Origin of the sequence: Kordiimonas sp., from assembly GCF_048264555.1 — a bacterium.
Lineage (GTDB): Bacteria > Pseudomonadota > Alphaproteobacteria > Sphingomonadales > Kordiimonadaceae > Kordiimonas.
Map to the genome: position 1 here is coordinate 848998 of NZ_JBLXCX010000001.1, position 19670 is coordinate 868667.

Sequence of the window (19670 nt, forward strand, 5' to 3'; positions counted from 1 at the left end):
TCTCGCCGGTCTTAGTGGCGGAAGTGGCGCATGCCGGTGAACACCATGGCAAGGCCCGCTTCATCTGCGGCGGTGATCACTTCCTCGTCGCGCATGCTGCCGCCCGGCTGGATGATCGCCGTCGCCCCCGCTTCCGCGGCGGCCAGCAGGCCGTCCGCAAACGGGAAGAAGGCATCACTTGCCACCACGCTGCCTTTGGCGAGGCTTTCGCTCTCACCCGCCATCTCGGCGGCTTCACCGGCACGGATGGCGGCGATGCGGCTGCTGTCCCGGCGGTTCATCTGCCCTGCGCCAATGCCTACGGTCATGCCGTCACGCACATAAACGATGGCGTTTGATTTCACATGTTTGCCAACCTGGAAGGCGAACAGCATGTCTTTAAGCTCATCGTCTGATGGCGCGCGTTTGGTCACCACCTTCAGGTCATCAAGCGTGATGCGGCCCGTATCACGGTTCTGTACCAGATAGCCACCGGCAACAGATTTCACCATTTTTGCGGCTTGCGCAGGGTCAGCAAGCCCGCCTGTGGTGAGAAGGCGCAGGTTTTTCTTGGCCGCGATGATGGCTTTTGCGTCATCTGTCACTTCAGGCGCGATAATCACTTCCGTGAAAACCTTGACGATCTCTGTCGCTGTATCCGCATCCAGCGTGCCATTCAGCGCCACAATGCCACCAAAGGCGGAAACCGGGTCACACTTCAGGGCCTTCTCATAGGCCTCCTTGAGCGTTGCGCCTTTTGCCACGCCGCACGGGTTGGCGTGTTTGATGATGGCCACCGTTGGCACGCTCGGGTCAAACTCGCTCACCAGTTCAAAGGCGGCGTCGGTGTCATTGAGGTTGTTGTAGGAAAGCTCTTTGCCCTGATGCTGGGTTGCCGTGGCGATGCCGGGGCGGGCCTCCGCGTTGCGGTAGAAAGCGGCGATCTGGTGCGGGTTTTCACCATAACGGCATTCCTGCACCTTGGTGCCGGATACGGTCATGCGGTCCGGGAAGGTGACGCCGTTTTGCTCGGCGTACCACTGGCTGATGGCGGTGTCATAGGCTGCGGTGCGCGCATATGCCTTCGCTGCCAGCGCTTTGCGCATGGCATGGCTTGTGCCGCCCTGTGTCTTGATCTCATCAATGATGGCCGGATAGTCAGCGGGGTCGGTAACAATGGTTACAAACCCGTGGTTTTTGGCGGCCGAGCGCACCATGGCCGGGCCGCCGATGTCGATATTCTCAATGCAGGTATCAAAGTCAGCGCCAGAGGCGACAGTCGCTTCAAACGGATAGAGGTTCACGGCCACAAGGTCGATGCCGCCAATCTCGTGCTCTTTCATGGCTTTCACATGATCGGCATTGTCGCGAAGCGCGAGGAAACCGCCATGAATTTTAGGGTGCAGGGTTTTCACCCGGCCGTCCATCATCTCGGGGAAGCCGGTATGGTCAGCCACTTCTTTCACAGGGATGCCCGCGTCGCGGATTACCTTGGCTGATCCGCCGGTGGAGAGAATTTCCACGCCATTTTCAGCCAGTGCCTTTGCAAGCTCAACAAGCCCGGTTTTGTCGGAAACTGACAAAAGCGCACGTTTGATAACAACTTTATCCATTGGTTATGGTCGCCTCTAAAAATAAAAAACACCTGACCTTCCGCAACCCAACAGCGGATGGTCAGATATTCATTTCACTCAAAACCCAATTGCAAATGGGTTGGTTTGTCCCCTCGCCTGAGCCCCTTTGGGCTCCTTCCTTTGAAAGTGTCACAACGATCTGTTTGCTCGCCTCCGGGCGGTCTGGTCGGCTGAGATAGAGGCTGTCCTCAATCTCGGCGTTGCCGCCGTCGGCATCAAAAATCCATGTTTTGCCAGACCGGGTTTCAAGCGTGATCCGCCCGTCCGGCGCCTTGAGCGCCTTGACCTGCGGGTGCAGGTGAAACCGCAGCAATACCTGTTGGCCGCTCAGTTTTTTGAGCTTGGGGCCAAACAGCCGGTCGCTGCCCTTAAGGCGTGTGCCGTCGCCTGAAAGCTCCAGGATGCGCTCGTGCTTGACACCAAACCGCTTGAGGTACCCGTCATGGGTGGTGCGCAGCCGCACGCTTTCTTCCATCACTTCCCGAATGGTCAGCGTCTCGGCCACACCGGCGCCCAAGCGGCCATCATCCATCAACCGGGTGGAGTTGCGGTCCCCGATCACCAGCGCTGAGTGCGCGGCCGTGGTGCGTGCAAGTTTAGCAAGCTGTGGCATTGGCCCCCGCCGTGAGGCCGGGCCAACGCTGACAATCAGCCGTTCCTGCCCGTTTGAAAACTCAAAGGCTGACGTGCTTGCGTGCCCGCGTGCCGCATAGTTGCCGCCGGGCGGTGGTCCTGCGTCCACAATCAAACAGGCTTTGCCCGCAACAATGCGCTGGAAGCCGGTATGAGCGGCGTTCTCGATGGCTTTGCCCTTGGCTTCGCTGGCGGCAAGGATGGCATTGGTGCCGTGCCCGCCTTCTGCCGTAACCCCGCCAAACTGGGCAAAGTTGCCGTCACCGTGGCGCATGGCGCGCACAAATGGCCCGATACGGTCCAGCGTGGTTTGCACCCATGCGGGCAGGTCGTCGCCGCGCTCCTGAAACGCGCCGCGCACAAGAATGAGAAGCTGCATGGCGCGGATGGCGTCTGCTGTATTTCGGCTTGCGGGCCCACCGTCCGGCAGGATGAAATCCTTGAGCGTGCGCTCAAGCTCTTGGGCGCCACGGTTGAGCCATGAGGCACCACCCGGTAGCAACAGGCCACACAGTGTCAGCGCCGCTGTGCTGTATACGCGCGGCAGCCCGGGCTCAGTATCGCGCCACACCCGCATAAGGTGCCGTGTCTGACGTGCAAAGCTTGTCAGCACTTTTGAGCGGTACACAAGATCATCAGCGGAGAGGATGAGCGGCGCGTGGGTCAGCCAATTGATGAGCCGCCGCGCCAGCGTTTCTGCGTCCCACGCTTCCTTGAACCAGTCTTCCCCGAACGGTAACCACCAGCCGAGAATGGTTTCTGCGGCGTCTCTCGCTTTAATCTGGTCGCCCACTTGCGCCAGATCCTGCAGCCAGTGGAAGCTGTGGGCATAACGCCGGAACGCGGGCGTTGCGCTATCAAGCCTGATCCAAAATTCTTCCTTAAGTGCGTGCTGCTCGCCTTCAAACAGCATGTCACCGCCAAAGATGGCTGAGCCGAGCGTTGCGTTGCCCGGTGCCGGGTCGTCCGGGCTGCCAAGAAGCTGGCCCGGGTGGCGGCCCCGAAGGCGGTGGCTATAAAGCGAGGTGGTATAGCCCCATTCGCGCACCGTACGACCAAAGCGCGACAAAAGGGTAAGCACAAGGGGCGTGCCGCTATCACGCCGCAGTGTTGAGCGTGACATGGGTGACCGGGCCGCATATTCGGCTATCTGATCAAAGGCCGCGTTCATCGCCGCCTGCTCCCTATCCTTAATGGTTCAATACTCTGAAAAATACTAACGCCGATTATACCCTGAGTGCCGCAATGTTTGACGCATAGGCATCCGGCCCGCCCTTGAAGGTCGCGCTACCGGCCACAACCACGTCTGCACCTGCATCCACAACGCGTTTGATGGTGCTTGCGTTCACGCCGCCATCAACCTCAAGGTCGATATCAAGGCCGAGGGCATCAATCCGCTTGCGGATCGCTTCAATCTTCCTCAACTGGCTCTCGATAAAGCTCTGGCCACCGAAGCCCGGGTTAACCGACATAACCAGAATAAGGTCCAGCTCCTCATAAAGATAGTCGATTGTGCTTTCAGGCGTTGAAGGATTGAGGGACACACCCGCTTTTACGCCCTGCGCGCGAATGGCTTGCAGCGTGCGGTGCGTGTGGGGGCCAGCCTCAACGTGCGCGGTGATGATATCTGCGCCTGCTTTTGCAAATGCTTCAATATAAGGGTCTACCGGTTCAATCATCAGGTGAACGTCAAAAACCTTGGCAGAATGGGGCCTGAGCGCTTTCACCACATCGGGGCCGATGGTGATGTTGGGAACAAAGTGACCGTCCATCACATCAATGTGGATATAGTCGGCGCCAGCGGCGTCAACGGCTCTTACTTCTTCACCCAGTCGGGCAAAATCCGCCGAGAGGATGGAAGGGGCTATTCTGAGTGGCTTTTGCATGGAGCCTCCATATCAGTTTGGCCTTGGTCTCGCAAGCGTGCGAGCGCCCCTTCTAGAAGGTTTTCAGGCCTGGTTGTGCTTTTCAATTCGTGCGGCAAAAAATCCGTCCATGCCGCCCTCGCTTGCGAGCGCTGATGGCAAGCAGCGCAGGTCGCCGTCCTCGGTGATCAGCTCCTGCAACCCGCCAACCTCTGCTGCGGTTATAACGCGTCTTTTGGCGTTTTCATGGCGGGCGAGGAAAGCTGTGATCTGATCCTCGCCTTCGGCCTTCTCAAGCGAGCAGACGCAATATATGAGCGTGCCGCCAACCGGCAGCAGGTTGAAGGCGTGATCCAGCATGCGAGCCTGAAGGGCGGTCAGTTTTTCAACGTCTGCCTCTGATTTGGTCCAGGTTACATCCGGGTTGCGCCGGAGCGTGCCGGTGGCGGAGCATGGCGCATCAAGAAGGATATGATCCACAGTTCCGCGCGGCCCAAAAGCGGTGGCATCAGCGGTGTGGACATCAGCAGCCAGCCCCGTGCGTTTCATATTGGCATGAAGGCGGGTCAGGCGGTTTTTGTTGCGGTCCACGGCGGTTACACGGGCGCCAAGGGCCGCGAGCTGCATGGTTTTGCCGCCCGGCGCTGCGCACATGTCCATCACATGTTTGCCAGCAACGTCACCAAGGAGCGAAACAGGCAGGCTCGCCGCCATATCCTGCACCCACCAGACACCATCGTCATAACCCGGCAGCTTGGTGACATCCGTCAGCGCGCGGCGGAGCGTGCCGTTTGGCATCACCACGGCTTCAAGTTTTTCGGCCCAGACGACTTTATCCTCACCGGGCTTCAGGCTGATATCGAGGGGCGGTGTATCTTGGAGGCTGCGGGCAATGGCGATCATGCCGTCCTGCCCGTATGCCTTGCGCCAACTGTTTTGCAGCCACAAGGGCAGGTCTGCCTGCGGCTTGGCGTTCAGCCGGTCAACAAGCGCGTCCCGCTCCCGCACCGCGCGGCGCAGCACAGCGTTCACGAGGCCCGCGAAGCCCTTTTCCTTGCCGGAGAGGTTTTTGATCAGCGTCACGGTTTCATTCACCGCCGCGTGGTCTGCCGTGCGCATAAGAAGGATCTGTGCGAGGCCGGTGATCAGCGCCGCGTCGGTCCAGGTGGCGTTGCGGGGCAAACCGCGGTCAACCAGCGTGCCCATCAGCGCGCGCAGGCTGCCAAGCCGCCGGAGCGACAGCATCACAAGCTGCATGACAAACGCGCGGTCCCGGCCATCAAGGCCCGAAGTGATATCATCCAGCGCCACATCAAACGGCCTGCTCTTGAGGGTGACGGCCATCAGTGTGCGCACAGCAGCCTCGCGGGCGCTGTTGGCACTGCCTTTTGGATTATTTGTTGCTTTTTGGGTTTCGCTTGTGCTCATGGCGCTTCATACTCTTAATTAGAGGCGAAAGAAAAGCCAAAACAAAGGTAAATGCGGCATTTGGCGGTTATAATGCGCCATAACGCCCGGCGGGGAGGATATATGCAGCAAAACGTGATGGTTGCGTCGCGCTTTAAAGGCCCACCAACAAGCGGAAACGGGGGCTATGTCTGCGGCTTGATGGCGGGCGTGGTTGGTGGCGCTGTTGAAGCCAGCCTGAAGGCCCCGCCGCCGCTTGATACCCCGCTTACGCTCGAGAAAACGCCGGATGGCGCGGTACTGAGGGGCGGGGAGACTATCCTCGGTGTTGCAAAACCAACCACCTTAAGCCTTGATGTGCCTGCGCTGCCGACCCCGCTCAAGCTGGGCGGTAACCCGGTGGATGCGCCGGGCAGACCCAAAAAATTTGAACCCTTCGGCACCTGTTTTGTGTGCGGGCAGGACCGGGAACACCCGGATGCCCTGTGCCTGCACTCCCGGCTGGTGGAAGGGGCTGAGGGCATGGTCGCCGCCACATGGAAACTTGACCAAGCCTTTGGAAATAAAGACGGATTTGTGGAAGGCGCCTTCATCTGGGCGGCGCTTGACTGCCCGGGTTATTTTGCCTGCGCGGCCGGTGAGCCTGCGCTTCTCGGCCGCCTGACGGCAGAGATTGTCGCCCCGCTTCGGGCGGCGGGCGAGGCCACGGTCATCGGCTGGGACCTTGGTGGCTCAGGCCGAAAAAGGCGTTGCGGAACAGCGGTTTATGATGCATCAGGCACGCTTGTCGCTAAGGCGGAAGGGCTTTGGATCACCGTGGATGCCAGTGTGATCACGGGCTAAGGCCATCCAGTTTGCGCGGGAGCCATACTTGTGCCGCACGACTAAAACTGTGGCGAAACGTGTGGCGGAATCCGTGTCATACCCGTGTCAAAACCGGGTTATGTGTGGCGTAAGTGTGCGCGTTTTTGCGGCGCAGGTGTGGCACCGCCCCGCCACAGGTGTTTGAGAGCGAAAGGGAGGGCCCGCGTGGCAACCTATAGGGACTTTATCGACGGGTTGAAACCATATGGTGACAAGCGCATCATCGCCACCTTCGGGCTTGGCATGGCAAGTGGCTTCCCGCTCACTTTTGTCATCTCGCTTCTCGGTATCTGGTTAAGCCGGGAAGGGGTCAGCAAATCCGACGTTGGCCTTTTTGCTCTGATCACCACTTTTTATACGTGGAAGTTCCTCTGGTCCCCCGCCATTGACCGGCTGCCCCTTGGCCCCATTACCAAAGTATTTGGCCAGCGCCGGGGCTGGCTGTTTGCCATTCAGGCCATGATGGCGGGCTCGCTCATCACCATGGCGACGCTTGAGCCCGCGACCGAGCTTTATAGCGTTGCGGTGCTGGCGGCCTTTATCGCTTTCCTCTCCGCCAGTCAGGATATCGTGATCGACGCCTACCGGATCGAGATTATTGACGATGAAGATCAGGGTTATAGCGCCGCGTCTTATGTGTTCGGCTACCGCACCGCCAACTTTATTGCGGGCGCGGGTGTTGTTGCTTTTGCCTATTTCTACGGCTGGGCGGCGGCGATCCTCCTGTTGCCGCTGCTCCTGATACCCGGCGCGCTTGCTGCTCTCTGGGTCGGGGAGCCTGAACGCCAGCAGGACGGGGAATTCATCAAGGCTGAACGCGCGAGCAACTCAGGCCTGCCGGTGGTGGTGGAACGCCTGCGCGAAGCCGTATACCTGCCGTTCAAGGAATTTACCCGGCGGGAGCATTGGCTCTTGATCCTCTTGTTCATCTTTTTCTTCAAGGCGGGGGATGCTGTCACCGCCATCATGACCGGGCCACTGATTGTTGAGCTCGGGTTTTCAGACCTCGATATCGCCACCGCGAACAAAACGGTGGGGTTCATCACGTTGATGGTGGGGGTGGCCCTTGGGGCTGTGCTATATAAACGCATCGGCATCTATCAGGCGCTTCTGTTCACGGGTATCTTGATGATGCTCACGAACCTCGGCTTTGCGTGGCTTGCCACCGGCCCCGCAGAAGGCTGGCGCCTTGGCCTCACCGTGGGGCTTGAAAACTTCGCCACCGGCCTTGGCACCACCGTGGTCATCGCCTATTTCGCCGGGCTCTGTAACGTGAACTTCACCGCCACGCAGTATGCGCTTTTGTCCTCGCTCGCCAATCAGGCACGCACAGTATTGGGCGCGCCAAGCGGCTATGTGGCAGAAGCTGTTGGCTGGGTTGAGTTTTTCCTGTATGCCACCGCCATCGCGCTGCCGGGGCTGATCCTCCTGATGGTTTTGTGGAAAAAATCGGTCGGAACAGCTACTCTTGCAACCGGCAAAGGGAAGGCCGACATATGACATCTGATGTCACGGTATGTTCAAGCGTCTGTAACAATACCGCCACTATGGGTCGCTATTAGGATTGCCTTATGAAAAAATACGCTCTCATTCGCCCCCGCGTTGCTGCCGCTCAAACCCTGGCAGGCGCGCCGTCCTATGTGCGACAAGGCAGCCTTGAGGTTCGTCTCGCGCGGTCTTTCAAGGAAATCAAATGGGCGCAAAAGCTGCGCTACAAGATCTTCTATGAGGAAATGCACGCCAAGCCCGATTGGCGCATGCGCATGACCAAAAGGGACATCGACCCTTATGATGCCGTATGTGACCACCTGCTGGTGATCGATCATGACCGTAAAAAAGGCAAGCGGGTTGTGGGCACCTACCGGCTACTCAGGCAGGAAGTGGCGGAAGCCCACAACGGCTTTTATTCAGGCGGTGAGTTTGACCTCACACCCATGAACTCAAAGGCCTTCCGTGCGCAAATGGGCGAAGGCCGCCAGCTCTTGGAGCTTGGCCGGTCCTGCGTGCACAAGGATTATCGCGCCAATTCCACCATCAACATGCTGTGGAAAGGTATTTCCGAATACCTCAAAGACCATAACATCGCCTATATGTTTGGCTGCGCCAGCTTTGAAGGTACAGACCCAGGCGAGTTCAAGGAAGCGCTGGCCTACCTCTATCACAACCATCTGGTGGCGGATGATTTCCACGTGCGTGCGCTTGACGGCCAGTATGTTGAGATGAACACCATGGCGGCGGATGAGATTGACACCCGCCGGGCCCGCCGCGCGCTGCCGCCGCTGATCAAGGGCTACTTGCGCATTGGCTGTTTTATCGGCGATGGTGCGGTGGTGGACAAGCAGTTTGGCACCACGGATGTGTTTATCCTGCTGCCGGTTGAACGTATCGCCAGCCGCTATTCAAAGCACTTTGATATGGGCACAGGCACACAAGCTAATGACAGCGCGGATGCAGGCCGGGAAGCTTCCGCCGTATAGGAGGGAAGTGATGTCTAAAGCACCATCTGGGCAGCGTATCGAGACGCTTGAAGCGCTTGAGGCACATTATGGTGTGCCAAGCCAGAAGGGCCTCAATAAGGAACTGCCCGCGCTTGATAAGCACTGCAAACGCTTCATTGAGCTTTCACCCTTCTTCCTTATGGCAACCGCAAGCGGCGCGAAGGTAGACGTTACCCCGCGCGGTGATGCGCCCGGCAGCGTGCAGGTGGCGGATGATACCACGCTCCTGCTGCCTGACTGGCCGGGCAACCGGCGGCTCGATTCCCTCAAGAATATCCTCATCAACCCAAGCGTCAGCCTCATCTTCCTTATCCCCAATGTGGGGGAGACGCTGCGCATCTTGGGCACGGCTGAGATACTCACAGATGAAGCCTTGCGTGCCCGGTTTGAAACCGGGCGCAAGAAGCCGCTTTCGGTTATTCGGGTGCGGGTGGAAACGGCCTTCCTGCACTGCTCAAAAGCTTTCCTGCGCTCCCGCCTGTGGGAGCCGGACTGCTGGCCGGACCGCTCCGCGCTCCCAAGCGCGGGTGAGATGTTCCGCGACCATATGGACCTTGATATGCCCATCCGCGACCTTGAGGCGGCGGTCGAGAACTTCAAGAACGAGCTTTATTAGGGTTTCGTAATATTTGGTTAAACCACCGAGACAAGCAGGTTTCTTAGCTCACATTACACCTACGATGTATGGCATGCGTTTGAGCAATAGTAACAACCGTTTGCTTTCGTATAGTGCTTCTTGGCCTCAGCGACAGCAGGTCCACAGGACGAAAAATCACCAAGATAGATTCGATTTTCCCGATTGGGCAAAAAAGAACATCCTGTTGTGTGAACTTCATGATCGCCGTTTGATTGGGCGTTCTGATTTACATAATAACTCGACATGGGATCACCTCATTTGTTTGGACGCTGGGTCAAAGCCGATGCAGCAGCGGTTTTCGCAGCTTTGCTTGATTTTGGGTCCCGGAGAATTTTACCTGCAGCAGAAGCCGCCTTCTTGCTTGTAACTTCACTGTTCCGTTTTTTGGCCACGTGATTTACCTTTCTTCTTTCGAATGTGTGTGCTAAATGCGTCAAAAAAATAACGCTATTACGATACTGAAATTAGTATCGTATTAACTATATTACAATACCCTATTTAAGGTTTCTTTTGGGAGTGGTGTTAAGTGTCTGATTCTTTTGGGAAAAAAATTCGAGAACTACGGTTGGCTGAAGGACTCAAGCTGGAGGAACTTGCGGAAAGATTAGAAACTACGAAGAATTATGTCTGGCAGCTGGAGAACAAATCGCCAGCAAGACCCTCAGGCCAGCTGCTGCTGAAACTTGCTGACATTTTCAAGGTGTCGCCAGATTTTCTCATTGACGATTCAACCGAAATGGAAACCGATAGTCATCGTCGGGACGCTCTGCTTCGAAGACTCAAGGACAAAGATGTGTCCAATAAAGACATAGAAAAAGCGTTGAAAATATTGGACATACTTGATGACTGACTATGTTTGCATCCCACCCATTAAGGAGGCAAATAGAATCACAGGGCTCTGGCGAAACCATGGTCCCAACACCTACCCTATCAACTTGTCACTGGTGGTTGAACATATTGTAAATCCAACGTTAGAGGGTGAGCGGTTGCACCTTGTATACAGCGAATTCGATACGTTTGAGGGAATGCTAAAAACTGATGATGAGAAGAAGTGGGGTGCTTTTGTAAACACTAAGATCCCATACAAAGGGCGAAGAAATTTTACTGCCGCTCATGAAATCTTTCATTTTTTAGCGCATCGAAAGATAATGAAAGAGTTTCGGTGCGGAGCACTCAACCTGTCCGACTATCAGCGCGACCAAATGGAAGTTGAGGCAAACGAATTCGCTTCCCAGTTGCTGTTGCCTCCTGACTTGGTGCGGCCTCATGTGGAGGAAGACTTTACATATAGTAACGTACGATCTCTTTCCGATGACATGGGTGTGTCGGTCTCTGCGCTGGCGTATAAATGGTTATCGCTGACTACTAAACCGATGGCTTTCTTCCAGTCACGAGATGGATTCATTTTACAAGGCTATGCGAGTGCGGCGGCATACAGACACGGTATCTTCTTTAAAGAAGGGAGAGAAGTTCCCGAAGCTTCGACTACCTTTAAATGTCAAGCCGCGCGAGTCCATGATGCTTCAGGTTTTGATCGAGGCCTATGGCACTCAGACCTCGGAGGTCACGAAGATGTATATCAAACGTCTTTTGGGGATTTCACATATACGTTTCTGCGGTTCTTCTAGAAGGAGATTGCCATATGGCGCGGGTATCCTTTGAGGTTTGTTATGACACGCTTGACGGCGACTACGGATCGGTTGATGGAATTACAGCGACTTGTTCAAAGTGTGGTCATCAGGTAGAGGTCTTCGGAACAGGAGAGGCTTCTATAAGGCGCGCAGCGATAAAGCTTCGAGATGAGTGCCCTAATGGAGAAGCAAACTTCTACGAAGACATTTAGCGCCATTGGGAACCATTAGAAAGTTTACTCCTTTGGCCTCAGGTCTTCTATCACCTGTGCGTCTACCCAGAATATATCGATATTGTCGGCATTTTCCGGGTGGCTCACATTCCTGTTGAAGAAAAGATATTTGCCGTCTGGCGATACATAGGCCGCTGATTCCATTGCGGCCGTGTTGACCTTGTCGCCCATATTGATGGCGTCACCCCAGGTGCCATCCGCTTTTCTGAAGCTGATGTAGAGGTCACCGTCACCTTGCCCGCTTTCCCGTTCACCATCCCACATGATGTAGCTTTCATCCGGTGCGATGAAGGGGTGGGCGTTCCATGTGCCGGTATTGATCGTGGCGGGCAGCGGTTTTGGGGCTTCGCGTTCACCGCCCTTTAGGCGGGAGGTGCGCAGCAGGCCCTTGCCGTCCCGCGTGGCTTCATCCAAAACATAGGTGCCGCTTGCGCTGGCTGTGAGGCGCATGATGCGGATATCTTCAAAGAGCGGGCCAAGGCTTTTGACCTCAGACCAGCCACCCTCCGTGCGTTCCCTATACTGTTTGCCGAGCAGCATGGTTTTGCCGTCTGGCGTCAGGATCGGGCGGCCAACCCGTGCCGTCACGCCGGCCTCATGCCACTGGCCGTTTTCCTGCTTCATGGTAACGAGCCACCATTTGCCGTCTTCCGGTGTTTTTTTGGTGAAATAATATTCTTTCATGTCGGGCGCGAAAAAACCGCTCAGGTCGCGGTGTTCTTTCGAGACAATGCCGGGTGCAAACACTTCCGGTGTTAGCCCTGGTGGTGTTTGCCCAAGGTAGGGGCCTTCGGGCGCGGTGCGGTCATCGCCCGCATGGGCACTTGCGGGGGCTGCGAGCGCGGCAAACAGCAAGGCTGCTGACGTGACTATACGTATCATCTTGTGTCCTTATCCGGGTGGTTAGGTCGGCCTTAGGGGGCCGACCTTAGGTCTTCGATCACCTGTGCGTCGACCCAGAAGGTGTCTGTATTGTCCGGGCCGACATCACGGTTGAAAAACAGATATTTGCCGTCCGGCGATACATGCGCCGCAAATTCGGACGCGCCGGTGTTTATCTCATCGCCAAACTTTATGGCCGGGCCCCAGGTGCCGTCTTCCTGCCGGAAGCTGATGAAGAGGTCCGCATTGCGGGTGGGGCTATCGCGCTGGCCGTCCCAGATGAGGTAACTTTCATCCGGTGCGATGAAGGGGTGCACATTATATCGCCCGGTGTTGATAACCTCGGGGAAGGGTTGCGGGGCTTCACGTTTGCCGTCCACAAGACGCGAGTAGCGAAGGAGCCCGTTACCGTCATCCGACCCGATCTCATCCAAAACATAGGTGCCTTTTTGTGAGACCATGAGGCGCATGATGGCGATGTCTTCAAACTCGGGACCAAGGCTTTTGGTCTCTGACCAGCCATCCTCGGTACGTTCCCGGTAAGATCGACCCAGATACATGATCTGGCCGTCGGGGGAGAAGGTGGGTGTTCCTCGCCGGGACCAGAGAAATTTCTCATGCCAGCGGTTGTCCACATTCTGGAAAACAACCTGATCCTGATCTTCGGTCTCATCGTTCCAGCGGATGTGATAAAGCTCTTTCATATCCGGCGTGAAAACCGCGCCATATTCCCAACCCGGTGTTGAGATAATGCCTGGAGCAAACACTTCCGGTGTTAGCCCTGGTGGTGTTTGCCCAAGGTAAGGGCCTTCAGGCGCGGTGCGGTCATCGCCCGCATGGGTACTGCCGCCGATCAATACTGAAAGAGCCAAAGCGGTTGATGCAAAAATGGGTCTCATGTTTCTCACCTATTTGGTAAACGCAGGCAGGACGGTTGCTTCGATCTGGTCCATCAGCGTGCCTTCATTGTCATGCCCGGTGACAATGACAACAAGATCCAGCGCATCCACCACAATCACTCGTTGGTCGCCGCCGCCCCATGCTAGGGTAGCATCATAGCTTTTGCCGCCAACCGTGATGGGCTTTTGGTACCAGAAATAGCCATAACGATAGCTTTCGGGCATCCAGTCCTGCGTTGGTTTCACAAGCCCGCTGGTGGCCTTCGCGAGATAATCTTCCGGGATAAACTGTTCGCCGTTCCATTTGCCTTCATTAAGCACCACGCTGCCAAATTTGAGCATATCACGCGACATTATGCTCACCATCCACCCCGCTTGGGGCAGGCCGCTTGGGTGCTTGTCCCAGCTATAGTTGGTGATGCCCAGTTTGCCGAGTACTTCGTTTTTGATGAAATCCTCCGCTGTACCGGGCACAACAGCATCAACGACGGCCATCACCAGCATGGGGTTGAAGTTGCCGTATTTATAAACCTGTGTCTCGGCTGTGATAGGCCCTGAGCGCTCAAGCAGGGCCTGCACCAGGCGCTGGCCCTTGATCGTCTCCGGGGTTTTCTGAAGCTCTTCCCACACTTCATCGCTGACGCTCAAGCCGCCGTGCATGGTAAGCGCTTTATGAAGCGTGATTTTCTCCGCGCCCTCTGCAAGGTTTGTGCGGTCAATATCCTTCAGGAAGCTGATAAGCGGCTTATCAAGGTCGTCCATGCTCAGGTAGCCAAGCTCGATCGCACGGCCGAGGATCAGGCTTGTATACCCCTTGGTGGCCGATGCTTGCGGATGCGCGAGATTGATGCGCCCGCGCCGGAAGTAGCTTTCAAAAAGAAGCTTATCCTTATGGGCAATGAGCAGGCTGTCATAGCGGCCATACGTGCCCGCTGCGATCTCTTCCGCGAGTTTGATAATGCTTTCTGCCTCGCCCGCGTCCACGCCCAGCTCACCCACGGGGGTTTTGCCGTCCCGCACCTCGGGTTCGGTGGTGATATAGGCTTTTTCAAGCAGGGTCAGGTCCCGGAAGGAAAGCGCAGCCTCCGCCGCAGTGGCCTCCGCTGTGCCGTTATGGTCATCGGCTATGCCAGCCGTGGTGACGCAGCTGATACCGCTCAGTAAAACCGCGGCGAGCAAGTGTTTAACGTTTGAGCTTTTCATCATGATATCCCCCGTTCGTGTTTAGTTTTTCGATCTTAAGGCCGCGAGCCACTTGATGCTGCGCTGGAAGGTTTCCGGCACCGCCGTTGTATGGTCGGTGTCCTCGATCACTTCGAGGCCAGTGAGCGACAGGCCGGGGTTGTTGTGGCGGCTGAAAACAGTGATCAGTTCTTCGGCCAGTTCCATCCTGCCGGGCCTGTCATTTTCGGCCATCGATATATAGACATGTGCGGTGAGCGTTTTCTGTGCAGCCGCCATTTCGGCCTCAAGATCATCCAGATATTTCATGCTCAGCTCGTCAAGCGAAGGGCTGCCAAGGACGTAATATTTGAAGGTTTCGGGCTGCGCGATAACCACGTAAGCACCAAATTCTGCCGCAGAGGAATACCCCCAATAGGCGCGCGCGTCCGGGTTTGCCCGGAAATGTTTCTCCACATAAGGGATGACATCACGGCTGAGGAACGACAGATAGTTCGCCGCCTCGCCAGTTGGGCGCTCAAGATGTGCGTATTTGATCAGCGTGAAATCACGCCCCCGGCTGCCGGGCACAATGTTGCCGTCCGCATCTTTTTGCCCGGTGATGCCAACGATAATTGCCTCGGGCATCAGAAATTCAGCGGTGCCCGACATGAGCGCCATCTGAATGTCGGCGTCCGTCATATAGACGACCGGATAGCTTTTATCCGCATCCTCCGAATAGGTTTCGGGCAGCTGGATATAAAGCTCATACTGCCTGCCGGTGTTGCTGTCCTTTATCGGTACCACCTCGGTTCTTGGCAGCTCGTAGGGTCGTGCTTCGCTCGCCTTATTGAGTACGAACGGTAACAATAGCGCAATCGCGAGCGCGGCGACTTTTCTCATGATATCCCCCATCATTCTGGCCTGTGCGCTGGTTCCGCGCACCTGTGCCTTAGTCGCATGTAGGTGCCTAAGCATAAGATATACAAAGGAAGTGCGATGAACTGAGCGGATTAAAAGATAAGATGTGATATCATAACATTTATGAGGGTAAAGGGGTGTACCCCGCTTTTGTGGCAAGGCCGGGCAGAGACTCAGCCCTTGGTGAATATCAGCGAAAAATTATTGGCAGGCATGGGCACAATCTCCTCAATGCCAAAGCCTGCAGCCTCGGCGTAGGAGATGACCACTTCCATATCGCGCACCCCCCAGGCCGGGTTTCTGCGTTTAAGAGATGCATCAAATTCGGCATTTGATGGTGCCGTGTGCTCACCGTGTCGCTTGTAGGGGCCATAAAGATACAGGACATTTCCACGGTTGAGTGCGTCACCTGCCCGTTTTAAAAGCGCTTCCGCCACAGCCCACGGTGCAATATGGATGAGATTGATTGCGGCAACCGCCGTGACCTGTTCCGGCAGGTCGTCAAAAGCCCAATCATCCTCAAGCACATTGAAAGCTTTTGCGGGCATCATGTTTTCCGCGTCAACATGGAAGCGCCAGGCATCAATGCTGCGAAGGTGGGCGGGCTCTATATCAGTGGGTTGCCAGTAAAGCGGTGCGAGCGCGGGCGCCATATAGGCCGCGTGTTCACCCGTGCCGGACGCCACCTCAAGAAGGGTGCCTTGGCGTGGCAGATGCGCTTTCAGCACCTTGAGGATCGCATCCTTGTTGCGTTCGGTCGCCGGGGCGTGCAGGCGGGCGTCCTCGCCCGGGTTGCCTGCTGACTGGGGGTCAAAAAACCGGGCCATCAGCTCCGCCGTTTGTTCTTGAGCTGCATGAGGAAATAAACAGGCACCACGATGGTGGCACCCAGAAGCACATATTGAAGCCCGGTGCCCACAAGCCAATCCCAGAAAGCAGCAAGGGTATTAATGACCCAGCCGTAAACGTCGCCGGGGCTCCAGTTCAGCCAATAGAGAAGCGCGCCAACAATAAAGCTATAGATGGCCAGCTTGATAATGGTTCGTGCGTCAACGCGCATGGACGTTCCCCTCTATCACCGCCATGCGGTGGTTACTCATCCGGCCAGTGGCCGCCCGGCAAATGGGCGGCAAGGCATTCGTCTGTTCCCACCTTTATACCGCCGGGGGTGCGGGCCGCAATATGTCGGGCTTCAAAATAGGCATTTGTGTTAGGTTCAAAAAACACCACCTCAAACACACATGCCGCGTTTTCAAACAGCATGACCTGCACGGTATCATCCCGCCGCACAAGGGTTGGGGCGCCCATCAGGTCCTGCACCGCCTTGGGGCTTTGGCCTATCAGGCGTTCAGGATTTGCGGGCTCACGCGGGTGAATTTCCGCGAGCGGCTGCGGTGCCGGTTCGATCACCGGGGCGGGGGCTGTCACCTCTGGGGCTGGTGTTGTTGGTCCGCACGCGGCCACAAGGCCCAGCGTCAGCAGGGCCAGATATCTCTCAGTTCGGCGAAATAGCACTCTCTGCACTTTAAACTCCTTCGCCCCCTCGCACACGGTCACCTGACAGGTGTTGGAAAACATGGGTCATCACCGCCGTGCCGATGATGGGTGCCAGAATATTGAGGAACGGGATGGCAAACAAGCCCGCGATGATGGCGCCCACGGTAAATATCCGCCCGCTGTTACGCTTGCGCATGCGGGCTACGTCCCGCGCGTCCATATGGCGGATGGCGACCATCTCGAAATATTCGCGGCCCAGAAGGAAGCCGTTGACGGCAACAAACAATAGGAACGTGCCGGTGCCAGCGGTGACAAGAAGCAGGATATAGGGAATGAGCGCGATCAGGTTGACGATGATCATAAGGAGCATGAGCTTGACCGAGCCAAGCACTACTTCAATTGCGGGTACCTTACGCATGCCGATACGGTGCGGGTAATATTCTTCCTCGACCGCAAGCGCGATCTTGTCGGTCAGGAAACCCATCACCATGGTAACAACTGCGGGGAACAGAACGTATGACCCCACGGCAACCGTGGCCCAGAAACCGGCTTCATCGAGCCACTCGAGCCAGCTGTAACCGTAGGACAGATCCGTCGGCCAATAGATCTTCAGCACATAAATAAGGGCCGCAAGTGTTGCGGTGGCGGTGAGCACAGCCGTGAAAAACACGCTGCGAAACTTGGGATGCAGCAATTGCTGCCAGGTTCTGTTGAAAGCTAGCCCGATCATGGTTTTCCTCGCGTTTTTATACCTTTTATGCCCGTGATGCCGGTTTTTCCTTGCTCCGGGCCTATTATATTTCTTAACCCAAACATAGGTAGCCGCATGAAGGCTTGCAATAACCTATGGCTTTTCTATGGTGCCGCATCACATTGCTGGCACGTGTGGCCGCACAGTTTAAGGAGATACCACCCGTGTCAGATTTTCAGGTTCTTTGTATCGGCAACGCCATTGTCGATATCTTCGCCCGCGTTGAGGAAGACTTCCTTACCGAGCATGAGCGCATCAAAGGCTCAATGATGCTGGTGGACGCAGAAACCTCTGCCCGCATTTATGATGGCATGCCCCCTGCGGTGGAACGCTCGGGCGGGTCTGCGGGCAACACGGCGGCGGGCATCGCATCGCTTGGCGGCAAGGCGGCTTATATGGGCAAGGTACACGCTGACCAGCTTGGCACTGTGTTCCGCCACGATATCCGTGCCATTGGCGTGCACTATGAAACCGAGGCCGCCACGGAGGGTGCACCCACAGCCACCAGCATGATCTTGGTGACCCCGGACGCGCAGCGCACCATGAGCACCTTCCTTGGGGCGTGCGGTGAACTGGCGCTCAGCGATATCGATGAGGGTATCGTGGCCCGCGCGGATGTCACTTATATCGAGGGGTATATGTGGGACCGGGATAACCAGAAAGAGGCCGTATTGAAAGCCATGGATGTGGCGCACGAGAACGGCAAACTGGTGTCGCTTTCACTATCTGACAGTTTCTGTGTTGACCGTTTCCGGTCTGAGTTTGTTGATCTGGTGGAAGGACGGGTGGACATCCTGTTCGCGAACGAAAGCGAGATTATCTCGCTTTATGAGACCGACACTTTCGAGGAAGCGGTGGAACGCCTGCGCCCGCATGTGAAGCTGGCGGCGCTCACACGGTCTGAAAAAGGCTCGGTTGTGATTAGCAAGGACGGTGAGGTTTCTGTGCCGGCGCACCCTGCAAGCGTGGTTGATACCACCGGTGCGGGCGATCTGTATGCCGCCGGTTTCCTCTTTGGCTACACAAGCGGCAAAAGCCTTGAAGACTGTGCGCGCCTTGGCGGCCTTGCGGCTGCAGAGGTGATCTCGCACCTTGGTGCCCGCCCTGAGGTAAACCTCAAGAAGCTGGCCGCAAGCGAGCTTGGGCTTTAGCGCTTCACCCTAACCCAGAGCAAAGTATTACCCCCAAGGCCCCCGGCCCTTGTCGGTTGAGTGGGTTTCCGGCACGCTGGAGCCCGCGCTGCGACCCTTTGCCGGGCGCGTGAAACCGCTGCGCTCGGCCATGTCTTCAAGCCGCATGATGCGCTCTTCCATGCGGGGGTGGGTTGAAAACAGGCTATCAAACGATCGGCCTGAAAGCGGGTTCACGATAAACATATGCGCGGTGGCGGGGTTTTGCTCCGCCCGTTCGCTGACGGTGGTGCGCGCACCCTGGTGCAGGCGCGCAAGGGCACTGGCAAGCGCCAGCGGCTGGCCGCATATCTCGGCGCCTTCCCGGTCGGCAGCAAACTCCCGCGTGCGGGAGATGGCCATTTGCACCAGCATGGCGGCCATAGGCGCCAAAATCATCATCAGGATGGTGCCAATGATGCCAAGCGGGTTGTTGCGGTTGCCGCCAAAAAACAGCGCGAAGTTCGCCAGCATGGAAATGGCACCGGCAATGGTGGCCGTGATGGTCATGGTGAGCGTGTCGCGGTTTTTCACGTGCGCCAGCTCATGCGCCATCACCCCTTCAACCTCATCATGGCTGAGGAGACGCAGAAGCCCCGTGGTGGCGGCGACGGCGGCGTTCTCCGGGTTGCGGCCCGTGGCAAAGGCGTTGGGTTGCGCATCATCCACGATATAAACCTTGGGCATAGGCAGCCCGGCCCGGCGGGAGAGGCGCTCCACAATGCTGACAAGTTCGGGGGCGTCATGCTTCGTAACCTCGCGCGCGCCGTGCATGGAAAGCACGATTTTATCCGCCCGCCAATAGGCCATAAAGTTAAGCCCGGCGGCGACCAGAAGCGCGATCAGCATACCGGCTTCACCGCCCAGCATCAGGCCGAAAAACAGGAACAGGGCCGTCATGGCGGCCATCAAAAGGGCAGTGCGGGCAAAACTCATCATGGCTCACTCAAATGTCGGTTTGTCGCGTTTGACTTGCGATTTGTTTCATATTTGGGCAGCGTGAGGGCAT

General features: G+C 56.8%; 20 protein-coding genes. 7 read left to right on the top strand and 13 right to left on the bottom strand.

Going from position 1 to position 19670, the window contains the following annotated elements; all coding sequences use genetic code 11:
• Positions 1 to 11: 11 nt before the first annotated feature.
• The 4 genes from purH to ACN0XZ_RS04155 form a co-directional block, all read right to left on the bottom strand.
• Positions 12 to 1592, bottom strand: a complete 1581-nt coding sequence (gene purH / locus ACN0XZ_RS04140) for a bifunctional phosphoribosylaminoimidazolecarboxamide formyltransferase/IMP cyclohydrolase (RefSeq protein ID WP_417456445.1) — start codon at positions 1590 to 1592, stop codon at positions 12 to 14.
• Positions 1593 to 1653: 61 nt separating this feature from the next.
• Entirely contained in the window at positions 1654 to 3417 is a 1764-nt protein-coding gene (locus tag ACN0XZ_RS04145) for a heparinase II/III family protein (RefSeq protein WP_417456446.1), read from the bottom strand.
• A gap of 55 nt (positions 3418 to 3472) precedes the next feature.
• Positions 3473 to 4132 carry a ribulose-phosphate 3-epimerase gene (gene rpe, locus ACN0XZ_RS04150; RefSeq protein WP_417456447.1) on the bottom strand — a complete coding sequence of 220 codons (660 nt, stop codon included), beginning with the start codon at positions 4130 to 4132 and terminating at the stop codon, positions 3473 to 3475.
• Positions 4133 to 4195: 63 nt separating this feature from the next.
• Positions 4196 to 5539, bottom strand: coding sequence for an RsmB/NOP family class I SAM-dependent RNA methyltransferase (locus tag ACN0XZ_RS04155; protein ID WP_417456448.1), 1344 nt, complete (start codon positions 5537 to 5539; stop codon positions 4196 to 4198).
• A gap of 102 nt (positions 5540 to 5641) precedes the next feature.
• Here ACN0XZ_RS04155 and ACN0XZ_RS04160 point away from each other — a divergent pair, with 102 nt between their 5' ends.
• From ACN0XZ_RS04160 to ACN0XZ_RS04185, 6 genes are all read left to right on the top strand, one after another.
• Positions 5642 to 6361 carry a PaaI family thioesterase gene (locus tag ACN0XZ_RS04160; RefSeq protein ID WP_417456449.1) on the top strand — a complete coding sequence of 240 codons (720 nt, stop codon included), beginning with the start codon at positions 5642 to 5644 and terminating at the stop codon, positions 6359 to 6361.
• 186 nt (positions 6362 to 6547) lie between these two features.
• A complete protein-coding gene (locus ACN0XZ_RS04165) occupies positions 6548 to 7882 on the top strand; it encodes an AmpG family muropeptide MFS transporter (RefSeq protein ID WP_417456450.1) in 1335 nt (444 codons plus the stop codon).
• A gap of 71 nt (positions 7883 to 7953) precedes the next feature.
• Entirely contained in the window at positions 7954 to 8859 is a 906-nt protein-coding gene (locus ACN0XZ_RS04170; protein ID WP_417456451.1) for a GNAT family N-acetyltransferase, read from the top strand.
• A gap of 10 nt (positions 8860 to 8869) precedes the next feature.
• The gene (locus ACN0XZ_RS04175) at positions 8870 to 9496 is read left to right on the top strand and encodes a pyridoxamine 5'-phosphate oxidase family protein (RefSeq protein WP_417456452.1); all 627 of its coding nucleotides are present in this window, start codon (positions 8870 to 8872) and stop codon (positions 9494 to 9496) included.
• Positions 9497 to 10043: 547 nt separating this feature from the next.
• Positions 10044 to 10367 (top strand): helix-turn-helix domain-containing protein, encoded by a 324-nt coding sequence (locus ACN0XZ_RS04180; protein ID WP_417456453.1) that lies wholly within the window; start codon positions 10044 to 10046, stop codon positions 10365 to 10367.
• A complete protein-coding gene (locus tag ACN0XZ_RS04185) occupies positions 10360 to 11145 on the top strand; it encodes an ImmA/IrrE family metallo-endopeptidase (RefSeq protein WP_417456455.1) in 786 nt (261 codons plus the stop codon). The genes ACN0XZ_RS04180 and ACN0XZ_RS04185 overlap by 8 nt, the downstream gene beginning before the upstream one ends.
• A gap of 239 nt (positions 11146 to 11384) precedes the next feature.
• On the opposite strand, the gene ACN0XZ_RS04190 is transcribed toward ACN0XZ_RS04185, so the two are convergent.
• The 8 genes from ACN0XZ_RS04190 to ACN0XZ_RS04225 form a co-directional block, all read right to left on the bottom strand.
• On the bottom strand, positions 11385 to 12263 hold the full coding sequence (locus tag ACN0XZ_RS04190) for a hypothetical protein (RefSeq protein WP_417456456.1): 879 nt from the start codon (positions 12261 to 12263) through the stop codon (positions 11385 to 11387).
• 32 nt (positions 12264 to 12295) lie between these two features.
• The gene (locus ACN0XZ_RS04195; protein WP_417456458.1) at positions 12296 to 13162 is read right to left on the bottom strand and encodes a hypothetical protein; all 867 of its coding nucleotides are present in this window, start codon (positions 13160 to 13162) and stop codon (positions 12296 to 12298) included.
• A gap of 9 nt (positions 13163 to 13171) precedes the next feature.
• Entirely contained in the window at positions 13172 to 14368 is a 1197-nt protein-coding gene (locus ACN0XZ_RS04200) for a serine hydrolase domain-containing protein (RefSeq protein WP_417456459.1), read from the bottom strand.
• Positions 14369 to 14386: 18 nt separating this feature from the next.
• Complete coding sequence (locus tag ACN0XZ_RS04205) at positions 14387 to 15226, bottom strand: alpha/beta hydrolase (RefSeq protein ID WP_417456460.1); 840 nt, start codon at positions 15224 to 15226, stop codon at positions 14387 to 14389.
• 191 nt (positions 15227 to 15417) lie between these two features.
• A complete protein-coding gene (locus tag ACN0XZ_RS04210) occupies positions 15418 to 16071 on the bottom strand; it encodes a DUF938 domain-containing protein (RefSeq protein WP_417456461.1) in 654 nt (217 codons plus the stop codon).
• On the bottom strand, positions 16071 to 16304 hold the full coding sequence (locus tag ACN0XZ_RS04215; protein WP_417456462.1) for a DUF6460 domain-containing protein: 234 nt from the start codon (positions 16302 to 16304) through the stop codon (positions 16071 to 16073). The genes ACN0XZ_RS04210 and ACN0XZ_RS04215 overlap by 1 nt, the downstream gene beginning before the upstream one ends.
• A 32-nt stretch (positions 16305 to 16336) precedes the next feature.
• Positions 16337 to 16768: a hypothetical protein gene (locus tag ACN0XZ_RS04220; protein WP_417456463.1), complete on the bottom strand. Its 432-nt coding sequence runs from the start codon at positions 16766 to 16768 to the stop codon at positions 16337 to 16339.
• A 1-nt stretch (position 16769) separates the two neighbouring features.
• Positions 16770 to 17471, bottom strand: coding sequence for an EI24 domain-containing protein (locus ACN0XZ_RS04225; RefSeq protein WP_417456464.1), 702 nt, complete (start codon positions 17469 to 17471; stop codon positions 16770 to 16772).
• 185 nt (positions 17472 to 17656) lie between these two features.
• On the opposite strand from ACN0XZ_RS04225, the gene ACN0XZ_RS04230 reads away from it, so the two are divergent.
• Complete coding sequence (locus ACN0XZ_RS04230) at positions 17657 to 18643, top strand: adenosine kinase (protein WP_417456465.1); 987 nt, start codon at positions 17657 to 17659, stop codon at positions 18641 to 18643.
• A gap of 27 nt (positions 18644 to 18670) precedes the next feature.
• On the opposite strand, the gene htpX is transcribed toward ACN0XZ_RS04230, so the two are convergent.
• Positions 18671 to 19597: a zinc metalloprotease HtpX gene (gene htpX / locus ACN0XZ_RS04235; protein ID WP_417456652.1), complete on the bottom strand. Its 927-nt coding sequence runs from the start codon at positions 19595 to 19597 to the stop codon at positions 18671 to 18673.
• Between the last annotated feature and the right edge of the window lie 73 nt (positions 19598 to 19670).

Coding starts and splice junctions, on each gene's coding strand:
- ACN0XZ_RS04145 (WP_417456446.1), bottom strand. CDS start 3,417: ATGAACGCGGCCTTTGATCAGATAGCCGAATATGCGGCCCGGTCACCC.
- ACN0XZ_RS04190 (WP_417456456.1), bottom strand. CDS start 12,263: ATGATACGTATAGTCACGTCAGCAGCCTTGCTGTTTGCCGCGCTCGCA.
- ACN0XZ_RS04185 (WP_417456455.1), top strand. CDS start 10,360: ATGACTGACTATGTTTGCATCCCACCCATTAAGGAGGCAAATAGAATC.
- ACN0XZ_RS04160 (WP_417456449.1), top strand. CDS start 5,642: ATGCAGCAAAACGTGATGGTTGCGTCGCGCTTTAAAGGCCCACCAACA.
- ACN0XZ_RS04175 (WP_417456452.1), top strand. CDS start 8,870: ATGTCTAAAGCACCATCTGGGCAGCGTATCGAGACGCTTGAAGCGCTT.
- ACN0XZ_RS04205 (WP_417456460.1), bottom strand. CDS start 15,226: ATGAGAAAAGTCGCCGCGCTCGCGATTGCGCTATTGTTACCGTTCGTA.
- ACN0XZ_RS04195 (WP_417456458.1), bottom strand. CDS start 13,162: ATGAGACCCATTTTTGCATCAACCGCTTTGGCTCTTTCAGTATTGATC.
- ACN0XZ_RS04170 (WP_417456451.1), top strand. CDS start 7,954: ATGAAAAAATACGCTCTCATTCGCCCCCGCGTTGCTGCCGCTCAAACC.
- ACN0XZ_RS04200 (WP_417456459.1), bottom strand. CDS start 14,368: ATGATGAAAAGCTCAAACGTTAAACACTTGCTCGCCGCGGTTTTACTG.
- ACN0XZ_RS04155 (WP_417456448.1), bottom strand. CDS start 5,539: ATGAGCACAAGCGAAACCCAAAAAGCAACAAATAATCCAAAAGGCAGT.
- ACN0XZ_RS04210 (WP_417456461.1), bottom strand. CDS start 16,071: ATGGCCCGGTTTTTTGACCCCCAGTCAGCAGGCAACCCGGGCGAGGAC.
- purH (WP_417456445.1), bottom strand. CDS start 1,592: ATGGATAAAGTTGTTATCAAACGTGCGCTTTTGTCAGTTTCCGACAAA.
- htpX (WP_417456652.1), bottom strand. CDS start 19,597: ATGAGTTTTGCCCGCACTGCCCTTTTGATGGCCGCCATGACGGCCCTG.
- rpe (WP_417456447.1), bottom strand. CDS start 4,132: ATGCAAAAGCCACTCAGAATAGCCCCTTCCATCCTCTCGGCGGATTTT.
- ACN0XZ_RS04225 (WP_417456464.1), bottom strand. CDS start 17,471: ATGATCGGGCTAGCTTTCAACAGAACCTGGCAGCAATTGCTGCATCCC.
- ACN0XZ_RS04215 (WP_417456462.1), bottom strand. CDS start 16,304: ATGCGCGTTGACGCACGAACCATTATCAAGCTGGCCATCTATAGCTTT.